Source organism: Defluviitalea phaphyphila (genome assembly GCF_001466305.1).
Classification (GTDB): Bacteria; Bacillota; Clostridia; order Lachnospirales; family Defluviitaleaceae; genus Defluviitalea_A; species Defluviitalea_A phaphyphila.
In genome coordinates this window covers 31,325-47,040 of record NZ_JWID01000009.1, presented here as the reverse complement: position 1 = coordinate 47,040, position 15,716 = coordinate 31,325, and the positions used below count along the sequence as shown (strand labels likewise).

Sequence of the window (15,716 nt, the reverse complement as noted above, 5' to 3'; positions counted from 1 at the left end):
CAGTATATTGAATGAATTGATTTAATGTGACAAAATATGAGAGCAAATAAAAATAACTTCCTAAAGTTTGAACTTTAGGAAGTTATTTTTATTTGTTCTTATGTACTATAATCCAAAACTTATTATTAAACCTTTGTTTACTTTGCTCATTAGCTCTTGGTCTAAATGGCATATCTTCTCTTTCAACCTTTTTTTATCTATAGTCCTAATTTGTTCTAATAGAACTACTGAATCTTTTACCAAATCATAAGACTTTGCGTCTATTTCTATATGAGTTGGTAACTTGGCTTTATTAATTTGGGAAGTAATAGCAGCACATATAACTGTAGGACTATATTTGTTTCCTATGTCATTTTGTACAATAAGTACCGGCCGTACACCTCCTTGCTCTGATCCGACAACAGGACTTAAATCTGCATAGAATACATCTCCACGTTTAACAACCACATTACTCACACTCCGCTATTTGTTCAAAAAACTGCTCAACCTCTCTTTCTGCTTCAAAACAGAATTCTGATAATTTTAGATTAATTTCTGCCATTTCTTGATATCCTTTAATCATATCATCTCTTATTTGTTTTTTATGATTTTTAATTGATTTTTTCATCCGTTCATCCATATTTGAAACTTTTTTAATATCTACTATTTTACCTTTCTGTGGCACTGCAAATCACTCCCTCTTTACTGAGTTTTCATTCTCACTCATTTTATCGGAAGATAATTCATTTGCATACTTATTTATATCATTTGTATTTTTTCCAATAAAATATTTTTTATACAAAATTTACAACCAAATAGCATCATTTATTATTTCTATTTAATTAATATAATTAATCTCTTTAATTATTTCCTTATTTTTCTTATATACTCTAGGAATTCTTTTTCCTACCACGCAAATTATTTCATAATTTATTGTACCTATTTTTTTAGCAATTTCTTCTGCAGTTATTATTTTATCTTCCTGTTGTCCCATTAAAATAACTTCATCTCCTATTTTTACATTAGGAATATGAGTTACATCAACCATAAATTGATCCATACATATATTCCCTATAATAGGGGCATAATGCCCCTTTATTAAAACTCTTCCTTTAGAAGACAATCTTCTTGAGTATCCATCAGCATATCCTACAGGTATAGTTGCTACTTTAGTTTTTCTCTTAGTTATAAACTTTCTATTATAACTAATGGGTGAATTTTTCTCTACTTCTTTTACAAATATAACTTTTGCCTTTAATGTCATTGCTGGTTTTAAATCTACAATATCTTTTTTCACTTCATCTGAAGGATATAATCCATACAAAATGATTCCTGGACGAATTAAATTCATATGAGTTTTTTTATAACTTATAAATCCTGCACTATTTGAGCAATGTTTAATAGGAATATATATTTTTTCTTTTTCTAGTTCTTTGATAAAAGAAGTAAATCTATTAAATTGTAATTCTGTAAATGAAGAATCTGCTTCATCAGCAGAAGAAAAGTGAGTAAAAATTCCCTCAATATTAAGATTTGGCAATTTATTTATTTCTTTTATTAGATTAATACTTTCATTATTAGGCTTAAATCCTATTCGTCCCATGCCGGTATCTATTTTAATGTGGATGTTTACATTTTTATTTTGAGCCTTAGCTGAATCAGAAAGAGCTTTTGCCATTTCATAAGTAAATACTGTTTGAGTTAAATTAAATGATACTATTTCATCAGCTTTACTAGGAGAAGTATATCCCAAAATCAATATAGGTACATTTATCCCTTTGTTTCGCAGCTGTTTTCCTTCATCTAAAATAGCTACTCCTAATCGTTCTACCCCATTTTCTATTAGTACCTTTGATACTTCTATAGCTCCATGTCCATAAGCATCGGCTTTTATAATAGCCATGATTTCTGTATTATGAGATAATTGTTTTTTAATTTGATTTATATTATGTGCAATAGCATCTAAATTAATTTCTGCAATTACACGGTAGTCTTCCTGTGTCATTTATTGTCCTCCCCAAAAACAATTACTACGTATTAAATTAATTACTTATTTGAAAAATACTATCTTCTAATTCTATATTATACTTAAATTCTTCATATTCTACAATAATTCTTTCATTTCCTTCCGTATCATATATTACTAATTTCACTGGATTTAAAGTTTTATTTGAAACCCATAATTTTTCTGTAGAAAGATATTTTCCACCCTCAGGTATAACTGCTTCTAAAACTGTATATTCTTCATTATCTGCACTAAAAACTTCTAAAGTTACTTCTTCTGATTGAAGATAATTTTTTAAAAATGAGCCCAAAAATATTTCATTTCTATTTTTAGATTCTGGAATTTCATTTATAATCTCTCCAAGTATCCTAGTATTATATTGCTTTACTTTTTCTCCATCATAAACAGTGACTAAACCTGCCATTTTTTCAGGGGATATAATCTCTATTCTATATTCTCCTGTTATTTTATAATACTGCTTTGTCTTATATGTATTTTTGCCCTTGTTAGAAATATATGTCAAGTCTGCAATGCATTCATAGGTTTTCATGGAAGTTAATTTTTCTTGAATTTTTTCTATTGGTGCTTTCGGAGGTTGTAAATTATCTTTATTGCCACATGAAGTTATTACAATAATAATAAAAAAAAGAAACACTCCTAAACACCTTTTCACATAATCCCCCCTATAATATGGTTTTTAACATATCAGCTCTACTTACAATACCTATTAATCTACCTTCTTCATCAACTACTGGTACCCTATTTACTCTCTCTTCTACCATAATGCTAGCTATTTCTTCTATAGAAGTATCTTCTTTTATAGTATGAACTTTCTTTGTCATAATTTCTTCTGCTTTTGTAGCTGCTAATTTTCTTAACTCTTCATCATAACGTTTTACTCCTTCTAAAAATATTATACTACCTAAAAATTCAACATATGACGGAAATCTAGGATTTTTATCTTTAGTTAATAAATCTTTTTCTGTAACTATTCCAATTACTTTTTTATCATCATCTACTACTGGTACTCCACTTATCTTATTTTCAAACAATAATTTTGCTATATCCTTTATTAACATATCTTTTTTTATATATAAAACATTTCTCTGCATAATATCTTTAGCTGTCATTTCTATTCCTCCTTAATATTTATTTTTATAATATAATTTTATTGCTTTTGGTATATGATTAACAATATCTCCTGCCATCATGCCATGCTGTCCTAATTTTATAGCTGCTAAATCTCCTGCTTTCCCATGTAAAAATGTTCCTAATACAGCTGCTTTATAAGGGTCTACATTTTGACCAATAAGCCCTGCTATTATACCGGTTAATACATCTCCTGAGCCAGCTGTAGACATTCCAGGATTTCCTGTGGTATTAATATATATTTCTCCATCTGGATTCCCTATAATAGCTCTAGAATCTTTTAATACCAATATTACATTCCATTTATGACAAAATTCTTTTACTATCTTAATTGGATTAGCTAATATTTCTTCTATTGTTTTTCCTGTTAATCTTGCCATTTCTCCCGGATGAGGTGTCAATATAAGCGGTACTTTTAAATTTTTTAATATATCTATTTTTTTAGAAATAGTATTAATTCCATCTGCATCAACTACTATAGGAGTTTTTACATTTTTAACAAGTAAATCTATAAATTTTGTAATTTCTTTACTTTGTCCTATCCCAGGTCCTACAGCTATAACTTTATATTTTTTCAAATGAGATTTTATATCTTCAAAGCTTTTTTCGCATAATTTACCTTTTTCTTCTTCTAGAGGAATTGTTATAACTTCTGTTAACTTCTCCTCTAAAATATCATTAATGCTTCTAGGAACTCCTAAACTAACTAAACCTGCTCCTATTCTAAATGCTCCTTTACAAGTTAGAGTTGCTGCTCCTGTCATTCCTTTAGCTCCAGCAAGAACTAGCACTTTACCATATGTGCTTTTATTACTTCTTTTAAATCGCTTAGGTATTATCTCTTCTACTTCTTTTTCAGTTAATATGTTCATTTTTAATTTCATACTATTTATAACTTCTTTAGGAATTCCTATGTCTGCAATAACTAATTCCCCTACAAATTCTGTTCCTGGATATAAATAAAGTCCACTCTTAGGGAGAGCTAAAGTAACTGTTTTATTAGCTTTTATTGCATTTCCTAGAATTTCTCCTGTTCTAGAATCAATTCCAGAAGGAATATCAATTGATATAATATATTTCCCATAAAAATTAATAAGGTCAATTAATTCACTTAAAATGCCTTCTATTTTTCTTGTTAATCCTGTACCAAAAATAGCATCTACAATCAAGTCACTTTTTCTTATTATATTTATGATATCATCATCTATAATAGAATTTAAATTTAAAATTCTTTTATTAATTGATAAATTTTCAGTAATTTTAAAATTTATTTTTGCATCATTTTTTAATAAATCAGGATTTCCTATAAAAACAATATCTACATCTATTCCATAGTTATGTAGATGTCTTGCTACTCCTAAGCCATCTCCTCCATTATTCCCTTGCCCACAAACTATTGCTACTTTTGGATTATTAATATTTTTTAAATAATCCTTAATTTCTTTTACAATAGACAAAACTGCATTTTCCATTAATACAATTCCTGGTATTCCCATTTTATTAATAGAAATATTATCAATTTCTCTCATTTCTTTTCCATCACATACTTTCATGAATCTCCTCCCCTTCTATAACTGCATAAGCAATAGCATAATCTTTACAATGAGATATACTTACAAGCACTTGTGGTCTTTTAAATTTTTTTAATATTTCTTTAGCATTTCTATATAAAAATACTAATGGTTTTCCTTTTTTATCCCTTAATATTTCTATATCATAAAATTCAAAATTTCTAAATCCTGTACCTAATGCTTTAGCAACTGCCTCTTTAGCTGCAAATGTAGCTGCTATAGTTTGTATTTTATTTTTTTTTTCTTTAAATAAAATTCTTTCTTTTTCAGTAAAACACTTTTTTATAAATCTTGAATTTTTTTTAATAGCTTCTTCAATTCTTTTAATTTCAATAATATCAGTACCTATACCTATAATCATTTCTTTTCTCTCCAATAATTTTTATCTAAATATTCAAGAACATCTGGACCAACTAAATCATGAAGATATGAATAAATTTGTGTTACTTTTTCTTCTCTCTCTGTTTTTTCTGCTATTTTTTTCTTTAAAATATTTCTTGTGTTTTCTATCCATATATTTAATTCATTTAATATTTCTTGATGTTCTTTCATATCTTTATAACATATTTTAACACTTTCTTCCAGTAGCGTCCCATTTGTTTCTTGTATTTCTTGTGGAATAATCTCTAATCTTTTTTGAATTTCCTCTGTTTTTCTATTAATTTCTAAAATATTTTTTTGATTTCTTTCCATTTCTTTTTTAGCCATCTCATTTTCATTTGTAAAAGCCTCTGTTGTAAGTTCAAGTATCCTATCCATTAAATTTTTTTTTAACTTTATATACCCTTTTAAATCATTATTTAATTTACCTTGTTCTTTAAGTAAATCATTTAGACGTTCTTCTAACTTTAATATTTTTTTTGTTTTTTTCTCAGGAGGAAAAATATTATGCCACACATTATCTAATATTAAAATGGGAACATTATTTTTCCTAAGTATTTGTAGATCTATACAAACTTTTTTTTTATTCCATGAAAAACTCATAAATTATTTCCTCCTCTTATGTATAATTCCTTTATTTTTTATATCGTATAAATAAAAATTTTTCCATATACTTATTCTATTCTAAAATTATAAAAACTCCGACTAAGTCGGAGTTTACTCCAATATATTAATTAATTTATAAATAATTTTTGTCGCCTCTGCCCTTGTAAGATATTTAAAAGGTTTATATGTATTATCTGGATATCCATTTATAATAGAATACTTTATAGCCATATTAAGTTGACTTTTATACTTTATTTGTTGAGCATCTTCAAAATTAATATTTTCACTATCATCTTCTTCAAAACCTAAATACTTAAGCATATTTCCTATCATAAATGCTACTTCTTCCCTTGTTATAGGTTCATCATATTCTGCATTATAATTATTTTCTATAATAAGTCCTATATCTTTAGCAGCTTCTAGATACCCTTCCCTTTCAAACCAGTAATTACTATCATCTTTAATTTCTAATGTATAATCTATTGACTTAATAAGCATTTTCATAAATTCAGCTTTTGTTATATTATTCTCTGGCCTAAATGTCCCATCTTCATAACCCTGAGCTATTTTCTTATCTATTATAGTAGTAATAAACTCTCTTGCCCAATGGTCCTGCGAAACATCCTGCATTATATAAAGCGGCTTATTATTATCTTCTTTAAATTCAAATTTTATCGGATCCGTTGAAAATATAAATCCTTTAGAATTTTTAATAAAAAGTCTAAAATAATACTCTCCTTTATATTGATCATCTAATATTAAATTAATTTTGCCTTCATCATTAGTGCTAATAGCGCTTCCTATATACGCTTTCATTTCTTCTCCTGTAACAACTGTTTTTATAGGTCTTGGGAAATTATTATCTCCTACAGGATAAGATACCAAAGTATATTCATAATTATTTCCGTCTTCTATTTCATCCCAAGTTATTTCATATTGATAATATCCTGGCATAATTTCTTTTGTCTTTTTTATATTAATACTAGGTTTTAGAGGTAATTTAGGTTCGATACTAGTGTATCCTGCTAATTCAAGCCAATATAAATAAAGTCCTGGAACATCTGCAGCTAAAGGAATTGATAAATTTTCTTGAGGTAGTAGATTGAAGCTAATATTATTATAATAATAATCTTTTATACCTTCTTCAACTCTTTCTTTTACATCTTTATAATCCACAGACTTTTTAGCATTAGGCGATCCAAAAAGTTGAACATAATCTTCTGCTGCAATTTCTGCTATATCCCACTTATGAATATATCCTGTATCGTTAATAGAATAATATTCAACATCTTTATAATTTAATAATCCTCTTACCTTTGCATAATTTGTTTGTTCCCATTGATTAAAATGTTTATTTTCCTTCGTTAACAAATAATATAAAGTAAAGTGATGCCCATATTCATGTGATAAAATTCTAGCTAATTCAGATATATCTTTATATTCATCTCCATTAAAAATTTCTATGTATCTATCTTTTTTATAAATATATTTTCCTTCCTCATTAATTTCAAAATCTGCATAATAATTAGCTGCTACTCCATCTGGAGAATCTGGATATACATATATAGTTGATAAATAACTTATTTCTTCTCCATGAAAATTTCTTAAAAGTTCATCGTATATTTCTTTTAATTTCTCCTCAGAACTCCAATTTTGAGAAAAACTTATAATTTTAATTCCTATTTCTCCCTCATATATCCCTAAAGGTTCTCCATAACCTTCCCTAGGATTTGCTTTTGAATAACTACCAAGTAAAACAAATATAAATATACTTATAAATAATCTTAATATATTTTTCTTCATTTTATCCCCCTGTACTTTTTGTTATTATTATAACTTATAATTATTTAAATATTATTACATCTGGATTAAGTTTTCTTAATAAATATAAAATTATCATAATTAATATAAATAAACTATCAAAATATAATAAAAAAGTGGTATCTATAGTATTTATACCATAATACCACCTTTTATTGAAAATTAAAAATAACTGGTACTAACCCTATTATAAATCCTAAAACAGCTCCTAATAAAGTTATTGCCTTTAATTCTTTATCTACAACGGATAAAATTATTTTTTCAGTATAGTCCATTTCGAATTCTTTAATTCTTTTTTCTACAATATCAGGAATATCTATCGCTTTTATTATATTTGAAGATTGTTTAGCAATAAAATCTTTATAATATTTTATTAATTCTTTTTTTAAATTTTCTTCAAGAGAAACATCTACTTCTTTCATTAATTGAGAAATCGGTAAAGATAATAGAAAATCTATTTCTTTTGAAATAAACCTTTTTATAATATTAAAAACTTCTTTACTTTTAATTAATTTTTCAAGATAATCTTCTATATATTTTTGTATATCATAAAAAGCACTAGGTCTAAATTTTTGTATTATATTAAGTATCTTTAGGTCTTTATTTTTTATATATTCTATAAATTTATTTCTTATATTCTCTATATTTTCTGATGTTATAATGTTGTCTGTAAATTTTTCTATGCTATCAGTTAATTCAACTATAGGCTTTTTTAATATATCATCTATAAAATAATATATATAATTTATTATTTCTTGTCTCTCATTTTCTAAATAATTTTTTATATATTTTACAATTTTCTTATATATTTTATCTTCATTTACAAACATTAAAGCCAACTTACCTACATTATCTTCTATAATATTTAATACTATTTTCTTTATCTTTTCTTCTATAAAAGGCTTTTCTAAATAATCTATTATAATAGGAATATAGTTTATAAACTGGTCCTTTATTATTTTTTTTATTTCATAAATTAATTTAGGTGATAATACTTGAGATAAATTATAATTTTCTTTTTTTATATTAGAAAGGTAATTTTTTATCAAATTATCTTTAATAAAATCAGAAGTTAAAATATTTTCTATATTTATATCTTCAATTTTTTTGTCTAATGCCATTTTAATTTGTGAAATTACAAATAAAGAAATATCTTCTAACACTTCTTTATTATCAATCTTATTTATTATAAATTCTGATATCTTATCTTCTAAACAATTTATTTGATTTTCTTTATTGTTTCCTAATATTTTAGTTAAAATATCATTAAGATTTTCATCATTCTTCCTTAAATTTGAAAATATATTATCTAACATGTTTTCTATATTTTTTATAATTTTTCTATCATTTAAAGTTTTAAGTAGTACTTCTTCTGAAAGAAGATGAGCCCCTATAGTTTCTCCTACTTTTTTAGCTAATTTATTCTTTTCTTTAGGGATTAGTCCAGGAGTAAATGGAAGTTTCATCCCTAAAATTCTTTTTTCTGTATAAGGTCTAAAAAGCATTTTTATAGCAAGCCAATTAGTAAAATACCCTATTACACTTCCTGCAATAGGGCTAATAAAAAACTGAATTGTATTCATTCCTATTCACATCCATTTTTTTTCCCTCGTTTTGCTTCTGATTCTTTTTGAAGCATTTTTCTATTTATTTTGTACGACAATGTCATTAAACTATCAGATAAATGAACATCTTCTACTACTACATCTGAAGAAACATCTAGATCTACTGGGGAAAAATTCCACAACCCCTTTATTCCCCAAGAAGCTAAATCTTCTGCTACCTTTCTTACTTTAGATTTCGGCATAGTTAAAAAAGCTATATCTATTTTGTTTTCTTTTACAAATTGTTCCATTTCATCTATATCTTTTACTTCTATTCCCCTTATAGTCATTCCAATTAACCTTGGATTAACATCAAACAAACCTTTTAAAATAAATCCTCTTTGTTCGAACTTAGTATAATTTGCTAAGGCTTGTCCTAAATTACCAACTCCTACTATAATATACTTATAAGTATTATTTAACCCTAATATTTTACCTATTTCTTGATATAAATATTCTACATTATATCCATATCCTTGTTGTCCAAATCCTCCAAAATTATTTAAATCTTGACGAATTTGTGATGCCGTAACTCCCATACGTTCACTAAGTTCTCTTGAAGAAATCCTAACTATATCATTTTCTAAAAGCTCCCCTAAATATCTATAATACCTTGGTAAACGTTTTATTACTGCAATAGAAATTCTTCTATTCTCCTCCAATCCTTCTCCTCTCCTTTCCCTACATTTCATCGCTTAAAGTATAACATCTATCTAAAAAATATGTCAATCATACTTTATTTTATTTAAGATTTTTGATATCATAAGCGTATATTTCAAACCAAATTTAAACTAATATACGAGGTGTAATATGGTTTTAGCTTGTAATAATATAAATAAATCTTTTGGAGCTAATACAATACTTAAAAATATTAATTTTCAAATAGAAGAAAAGGAAAAAGTAGCTGTAGTAGGAGTTAATGGTGCTGGAAAATCTACACTTTTTAAAATATTAGCAGGAAAACTTTCTTGTGATAGTGGAGAAATATTCAAACCTAAAGAGATCACTATTGGATATCTATCTCAAGATACTAAAATAAATAATAATAATACTATTTTTGAAGAAATGCTTACAGTATTTTCTCCACTTATAAAAATGGAAAATGAGCTTAGATCTATGGAAAAACAAATGAGTATCTTAAAAGGAAAAGAACTTTCTAAACTTATGCAGCAATACTCTATACTTCAACAAGAATTTGAAGAAAAAAATGGATATGGATTTAAAAGTCAAATTCATGGAGTTTTAAAAGGTTTAGGATTTAATCAAAAACAATTTAATCAACCTATCAATCAACTTTCTGGAGGACAAAAGACCAGGGTTTCATTAGCAAAACTTCTTTTGTCTAATCCTTCTATTTTACTTTTAGATGAACCTACTAACCACTTAGATATAAGTGCAATAGAATGGTTAGAAGACTTCCTTAAAAATTATTCTGGAACTATTATGATAATTTCCCACGATAGATATTTTCTAGATAAGATTTCTTCTAAAGTTATAGAAATAGAAAATAATACCGCTTTTGTATATAATGGAAATTACTCCTTTTACGCAAAACATAAAAAAATAAATCGTGAAATACAAATTAAGCAATATCTTCTTCAAGAAAAAGAAATAAAACGTCAAAAAGAAATTATTAAAACTCTACGTTCTTTTAACCGTGAAAAATCTATAAAAAGAGCTAAAAGTCGTGAAAAAGCATTAGAAAAAATTGAAAAAATAGAAAAACCTAAATCTTTACCTTCTCCTATGAAGCTTACTTTAGAGCCTAAAATAAAAAGTGGTTATGATGTTTTGCATGTGGAAAATATTTCAAAATCCTTTGGTGATAAAAAAATTTTTGAAAATATCTCATTTGACTTAAAAAAAGGAGATAAAGTTGCCCTTATAGGGCCTAATGGAGTAGGAAAAACCACCCTCTTTAAAATTTTATTAAACCAAATACCTCATGATAGCGGTACATTTTCTTTGGGTACTAATGTAAAAATAGGATATTATGATCAAGAACATCAAAATATATCTCATGACAAATCTATTATTGATGAAATATCTGATGCTTATCCAAATCTATCTTTTGGAGAAATTAGAAATATTTTAGCTGCATTTTTATTTACTGGAGATGATGTTTTTAAAAAAATATCTACTTTAAGTGGAGGAGAAAAAGGAAGAGTTTCCTTAGCCAAAATTATGCTTTCAGAAGGAAACTTTTTGCTCTTAGATGAACCAACTAATCATCTAGAAATTATATCAAAAGAAGTATTAGAAGATGCTTTAAATAATTATACTGGAACAGTTTTGTATATCTCTCATGATAGATATTTTATAAATAAAACCGCTAATAAAATTCTTGAATTAAATTCTAATGGAATTACTGAATATATGGGAAACTATGATTATTATATTGAAAAAAGAAATCAAATAAAACTTAATACTTTAGAACAAAATATAAATAAAAAAGAAAAATCTAAATCTTCAAAAGAAGATTGGCTAAGAAAAAAAGAAGAACAGGCAAGACAAAAGAAAATAAAATCTCAAATAGAAAAGATTGAAAATAAAATTCAACAAATTGAAGATGAAATTAAAAAAGCTGATGAAAAACTTTGTTTAGAAGAAGTTTATAGTGACCCTAAAAAATCTCAAGAAGTATACGAAATAAAACTATCTTTAGAAGAAGAGTTAGATAAATTATATGCAGAATGGGATAAATTAAATTCTTATTTATAAATTCCCTATTATATTTAAATTAGGGAATTTATTTTTAACATTGATAAATAAGATATGTAATAAGATATAACACTTTCAGCTCCAATATTTAAATTAACCCCTTCTTCTGTTAATCCATCAAAACATCCTCCCGTAAAACTATCAACAAGTCTTATTCCTTTTGAATTCATTCCTTCATACCAATCATAACATTTTTGTGCCATATCTTTATATCTTTTATTTCCTGTAATTGAGTATGCTTCTAGATATGTTAAAGTCATTTCACATGCTTCTACTGGTTGTTCATCAAACTCTGCAGGTTCTCCTCCTTTTTTAAGCCAACCTTTACAACCTATGGGCTTAAAAAAACCATATCTAAAAATAATAGTTTCTAAAAATTTCAAACTTTCTTCAGCTACATGAAGAAATCTGTTTTCTTCTAAAATTCTATATGCTACAAAAAGAGCCCAAGGTAGTACGCTATTACTATATGTAATATCATTTTCAAACCATTTCCATTTATTGTCTTTATATTTATCATACTGATTACATATATCTGTTGCTAATTTAAAAATTATATTTTTTGCTTCTTGAGAATTAATATATGAAAGACCTAAAATAGAATAAGCTTTTCCCCTAGAATAGCATAAGGAAGTAACATTTGGAAATGCTTTTTTTAGAATATAAGATAAGCTTAATTTGATTCCTTTAGGAGTGGATTTATTAGAATAAGAAAAACCTAAAGCCCAAAGACATCTTCCAAAACAATCTTCGGACCCTTCTTCTTCTAACCACTTTCTACTATAACTCATAAAGTTCCTAAATTTTCCTGAATTCGTTTGAGCATTTAATATAAAAGATGAATATCTATAAATTAAATCTAGATATTTTTTTTCTTTAAATCTTTCATAAAGCATAACTGCCATAATTAAAGCTCTAGCATTATCATCTGTAGTATATCCATAGGTAGGATCAGGTATACCACATTTTGAATGCTGAAGCATGCCTGTATCATCAGTCAGTATAAATATATAATCATCTTTCATTATATCACCATACTATTATTTATATTTTTTGTTGCTCCAATAATATCAATAAAAATTTTAGTATATTGTTTTGAAACATTTTCCCAGGTCATGCTTCTGCCAATAATAGAAGCTTTTCGTTCCATTTCTCGTTTAATTTCAGGATTATCTAAGACATATTTTATATTTTTCGCAAGAGAATTAGAATCTTTGAACTCTGCTAATAATCCTCTACCATCTGATAACATTTCTTTAGCATACATATATGGAGTAGAAATAGTAACCCGTCCATATCCAATTGCATAAGCTAGTGTTCCACTTACTGCCTGCTCTTTACCAAGATATGGTGTCATATATATATCTGATATATTAAGATAATTAATAATTTCATCTTTAGAAAGATACTTATCAATAAACCATACATATTCTTTTATTCCCAGTCTATCTACTAAATTCATAAGTTTTTCACGATATATTTCTCCTGATTTTCTTTTTATACATGGATGAGTCTGACCTAATATAAGATATAGTATATTATCATATTCTTTTACTACTTTTGAAATAGCCTCTATTCCATATTCTAAACCTTTTCCCGGACTTATTAACCCAAAAGTACTAATTATATATCTATCTTTAAATCCTTTCTTTTCTTTCATTTTTTCTCTAGGTTCAAGTATTCTATAAGGAACTCCATGATGGATAAAATATGTTTTAGAAGGATTTACCCCATAAACTTTTTCTAAAATAGGAACTGTATTCTTGGCCATAATAATAATTTTTTTACTTTTTTCACCGAGCTTAGTTAATACTTCTTTTTGTTTTTTGGTTGGCCTTGAAAGAACTGTATGCAAAGTAATAACGAAAGGTATTTCTAAGTTTTCAACAAAATCTAATATATATTCTCCTGCTTCTCCTCCAAATATTCCATATTCATGTTCTATTACCACAAGATTAATATCAGATTTGTTTATTGCCTTTGCAGTCTTAATATAACTATCTCTATCATATTGATCAATTTCCATAATTACCCTGTTGTCGTATTTATAATTATTATTATCATTTATAGCTATTATTTTAGGATTATCAAAAACATTTACTTTATCTAATTCATCTATAAGGTCCTTAGTAAATGTAGCAATTCCACATTCCCGTGGCAAATAGGTGCTTACAAAAGCAATATTTTTTTTATTAGAAATCATAACATAAAACCTCCTTTGCTAAGTTGTCTGCTAAATATGAATCACAGACTTTTTTAATCTACTTTTCTTCAGCTGGACATCTTTTTATATATTCCAACAGTTCTTTAAGATCTGCTGTTGCCATAGCTATGCAAGTATCTGCTCCTCCATAATACATTTTTATTTCACCAGTTTTTTCATTCAATACCCATCCACATGGGAATACCACATCATCCACATCACCTTCTTTTTCATAAGACTCTTCTGGTCCAAATATCCATTCATCACTCCTTCTTATCACTTTAAATGGATCTTCAAGGTCTAAAAGTACTAGCCCTAATCTATAAATTGCTCCTCCTGCTGTTTGTTTTACTCCATGATATAAAATTAACCATCCTTCAGGGGTTTCAAGAGGTGGAGCGTTTAAGCCTACTTTATTTGCATCCCACCATCCTCCTTTTCTAGCTTTAATTAATGTATGATGTTGTCCCCAATATTTAAGGTCATCGGAGGATGATACCCATATATGGGCTTCTGGATCATTATTAGCAGGAATAGGTCTGTGTATAAGTAGCCATTTTCCATTAATTGTCCTTGGAAATAAAGCTGCATCTTTATCTTCTGGAGGCATAATCGGACCTAATCTTTCGAAATCTACAAAATCTTTAGTTAAAGCCATGCAAACTAAAGGTCCTCCTTTTGAATATGCAGTATATGCTACAGCATACTTCCCTAATTCTTCTAACCATGTAATTCTAGGATCTTCAATTCCCCATGCTTCTTCTGGATAATTCTCAGGATCAGCTTCTAAAGTAGGACATTCATCTATTTTCCAATTATTTATACCATCCTCACTTATAGCTTTAGTAAAATGTGAAAAACCTCTTCTATCCTCTACTCTAGCTAAAAGTAAAACTTTATCTTGATACATTGTTGCTGCTGGATTAAATACTGTATTAGCAGGATAAGGCCAATCTTTAGATGTTAATATAGGATTACTCTTATGTCTTTTAAACAACTCTTTATATGAATTTTTATCCCCTCCTATCAATCTTGTTTTAAAATGTTTCCCCAATTTTATTCACTCCTTTTATCGATAATTAAAAGATTCATGATTATGTTAACTTTAATATAATTTTAGTAAGTATATATTTTTTTGTCAATATTCATTCTTTTGAATATATTTAAAAGTTTCCTAAATTTATTAGGAAACTTTAAATATATTTTTTATTTTCTCTTATTTAATACGATTTTTCTCATTTTTTACTTTAATATTATTAGCTTGTTTTTTAAGAATTATTCCTTTTATTATTAATTAATATAATATATTTTTTTATTCTTTAAATATTAAAACCTACTGCAATATTTATGCTTAATAAACTTCTTTTATGCTTTAAATATTTTTAATTTTATAATTTAAAATTTAAATTATTTTTAAATTTATTTAAAAAACAAAAAGAAAAGCTGATAATTTACAGCTTTTCTTTTATTTTAATTATTTATTTTTTTACTTTTTTAATATCTCTTGAATTTTTTCTGCTTCTTCTTCACTAATAATTCCTTCTTCTACTAATTCTTCTAATATAGAACCTCTTTCTTCTTTTATTTCTTCAAAATAAGCTTTTCTTTCTTCTTCTGTCATATCCTTTATACTTTCTCTTTCTTCTTGCATTTCTTCCATTTTAGCTTCATGATAT

General features: G+C 26.5%; 16 protein-coding genes. 1 reads left to right on the top strand and 15 read right to left on the bottom strand.

Annotation, left to right across the window (positions count from 1 at the left end):
• Window positions 1-105: 105 nt before the first annotated feature.
• The 11 genes from OM90_RS07460 to OM90_RS07410 all read right to left on the bottom strand — a co-directional run bounded on the left by OM90_RS07460 (window position 106) and on the right by OM90_RS07410 (window position 9,808).
• The gene (locus OM90_RS07460; RefSeq protein ID WP_058486270.1) at window positions 106-447 is read right to left on the bottom strand and encodes a type II toxin-antitoxin system PemK/MazF family toxin; all 342 of its coding nucleotides are present in this window, start codon (window positions 445-447) and stop codon (window positions 106-108) included.
• A gap of 1 nt (window position 448) precedes the next feature.
• Complete coding sequence (locus tag OM90_RS07455) at window positions 449-664, bottom strand: hypothetical protein (RefSeq protein WP_058486269.1); 216 nt, start codon at window positions 662-664, stop codon at window positions 449-451.
• Window positions 665-817: 153 nt separating this feature from the next.
• Window positions 818-1,984: an alanine racemase gene (gene alr / locus OM90_RS07450; RefSeq protein WP_058486268.1), complete on the bottom strand. Its 1,167-nt coding sequence runs from the start codon at window positions 1,982-1,984 to the stop codon at window positions 818-820.
• Window positions 1,985-2,021: 37 nt separating this feature from the next.
• A complete protein-coding gene (locus OM90_RS07445) occupies window positions 2,022-2,657 on the bottom strand; it encodes an outer membrane lipoprotein carrier protein LolA (RefSeq protein ID WP_058486267.1) in 636 nt (211 codons plus the stop codon).
• A 10-nt stretch (window positions 2,658-2,667) separates the two neighbouring features.
• The gene (locus OM90_RS07440) at window positions 2,668-3,114 is read right to left on the bottom strand and encodes a CBS domain-containing protein (protein ID WP_058486266.1); all 447 of its coding nucleotides are present in this window, start codon (window positions 3,112-3,114) and stop codon (window positions 2,668-2,670) included.
• A gap of 12 nt (window positions 3,115-3,126) precedes the next feature.
• Window positions 3,127-4,686 carry a bifunctional ADP-dependent NAD(P)H-hydrate dehydratase/NAD(P)H-hydrate epimerase gene (locus OM90_RS07435; RefSeq protein WP_058486265.1) on the bottom strand — a complete coding sequence of 520 codons (1,560 nt, stop codon included), beginning with the start codon at window positions 4,684-4,686 and terminating at the stop codon, window positions 3,127-3,129.
• Window positions 4,673-5,065: a holo-ACP synthase gene (gene acpS, locus OM90_RS07430; protein ID WP_058486264.1), complete on the bottom strand. Its 393-nt coding sequence runs from the start codon at window positions 5,063-5,065 to the stop codon at window positions 4,673-4,675. The genes OM90_RS07435 and acpS overlap by 14 nt, the downstream gene beginning before the upstream one ends.
• Complete coding sequence (locus OM90_RS07425) at window positions 5,062-5,688, bottom strand: hypothetical protein (protein WP_058486263.1); 627 nt, start codon at window positions 5,686-5,688, stop codon at window positions 5,062-5,064. The genes acpS and OM90_RS07425 overlap by 4 nt, the downstream gene beginning before the upstream one ends.
• Before the next feature lie 114 nt (window positions 5,689-5,802).
• Window positions 5,803-7,494, bottom strand: coding sequence for an S-layer homology domain-containing protein (locus tag OM90_RS07420; protein ID WP_058486262.1), 1,692 nt, complete (start codon window positions 7,492-7,494; stop codon window positions 5,803-5,805).
• Window positions 7,495-7,664: 170 nt separating this feature from the next.
• On the bottom strand, window positions 7,665-9,095 hold the full coding sequence (locus OM90_RS07415) for a DUF445 family protein (protein WP_058486261.1): 1,431 nt from the start codon (window positions 9,093-9,095) through the stop codon (window positions 7,665-7,667).
• A 2-nt stretch (window positions 9,096-9,097) separates the two neighbouring features.
• Window positions 9,098-9,808, bottom strand: coding sequence for a redox-sensing transcriptional repressor Rex (locus OM90_RS07410; protein ID WP_058486260.1), 711 nt, complete (start codon window positions 9,806-9,808; stop codon window positions 9,098-9,100).
• Window positions 9,809-9,926: 118 nt separating this feature from the next.
• Between OM90_RS07410 and OM90_RS07405 the strand changes: the two genes are divergently transcribed.
• A complete protein-coding gene (locus OM90_RS07405; RefSeq protein WP_058486259.1) occupies window positions 9,927-11,837 on the top strand; it encodes an ABC-F family ATP-binding cassette domain-containing protein in 1,911 nt (636 codons plus the stop codon).
• Between the two features lie 14 nt (window positions 11,838-11,851).
• On the opposite strand, the gene OM90_RS07400 is transcribed toward OM90_RS07405, so the two are convergent.
• The 4 genes from OM90_RS07400 to OM90_RS12770 form a co-directional block, all read right to left on the bottom strand.
• Window positions 11,852-12,862, bottom strand: coding sequence for a glycoside hydrolase family protein (locus tag OM90_RS07400; RefSeq protein WP_058486258.1), 1,011 nt, complete (start codon window positions 12,860-12,862; stop codon window positions 11,852-11,854).
• Window positions 12,862-14,040, bottom strand: a complete 1,179-nt coding sequence (locus tag OM90_RS07395; protein WP_058486257.1) for a glycosyltransferase family 4 protein — start codon at window positions 14,038-14,040, stop codon at window positions 12,862-12,864. The genes OM90_RS07400 and OM90_RS07395 overlap by 1 nt, the downstream gene beginning before the upstream one ends.
• 58 nt (window positions 14,041-14,098) lie before the next feature.
• Window positions 14,099-15,094 carry a glycoside hydrolase family 130 protein gene (locus OM90_RS07390; protein ID WP_058486256.1) on the bottom strand — a complete coding sequence of 332 codons (996 nt, stop codon included), beginning with the start codon at window positions 15,092-15,094 and terminating at the stop codon, window positions 14,099-14,101.
• A 432-nt stretch (window positions 15,095-15,526) separates the two neighbouring features.
• The coding region (locus OM90_RS12770; protein ID WP_160323645.1) for a hypothetical protein at window positions 15,527-15,716 on the bottom strand (190 nt) is incomplete at its 5' end.

Bases quoted from the DNA above. Each gene is read 5' to 3' on its own strand.
- OM90_RS07425 (WP_058486263.1), bottom strand. From the start codon at position 5,688: ATGAGTTTTTCATGGAATAAAAAAAAAGTTTGTATAGATCTACAAATA.
- OM90_RS07435 (WP_058486265.1), bottom strand. From the start codon at position 4,686: ATGAAAGTATGTGATGGAAAAGAAATGAGAGAAATTGATAATATTTCT.
- OM90_RS07395 (WP_058486257.1), bottom strand. From the start codon at position 14,040: ATGATTTCTAATAAAAAAAATATTGCTTTTGTAAGCACCTATTTGCCA.
- OM90_RS07410 (WP_058486260.1), bottom strand. From the start codon at position 9,808: ATGAAATGTAGGGAAAGGAGAGGAGAAGGATTGGAGGAGAATAGAAGA.
- acpS (WP_058486264.1), bottom strand. From the start codon at position 5,065: ATGATTATAGGTATAGGTACTGATATTATTGAAATTAAAAGAATTGAA.
- OM90_RS07440 (WP_058486266.1), bottom strand. From the start codon at position 3,114: ATGACAGCTAAAGATATTATGCAGAGAAATGTTTTATATATAAAAAAA.
- alr (WP_058486268.1), bottom strand. From the start codon at position 1,984: ATGACACAGGAAGACTACCGTGTAATTGCAGAAATTAATTTAGATGCT.
- OM90_RS07405 (WP_058486259.1), top strand. From the start codon at position 9,927: ATGGTTTTAGCTTGTAATAATATAAATAAATCTTTTGGAGCTAATACA.
- OM90_RS07420 (WP_058486262.1), bottom strand. From the start codon at position 7,494: ATGAAGAAAAATATATTAAGATTATTTATAAGTATATTTATATTTGTT.
- OM90_RS07400 (WP_058486258.1), bottom strand. From the start codon at position 12,862: ATGAAAGATGATTATATATTTATACTGACTGATGATACAGGCATGCTT.
- OM90_RS07415 (WP_058486261.1), bottom strand. From the start codon at position 9,095: ATGAATACAATTCAGTTTTTTATTAGCCCTATTGCAGGAAGTGTAATA.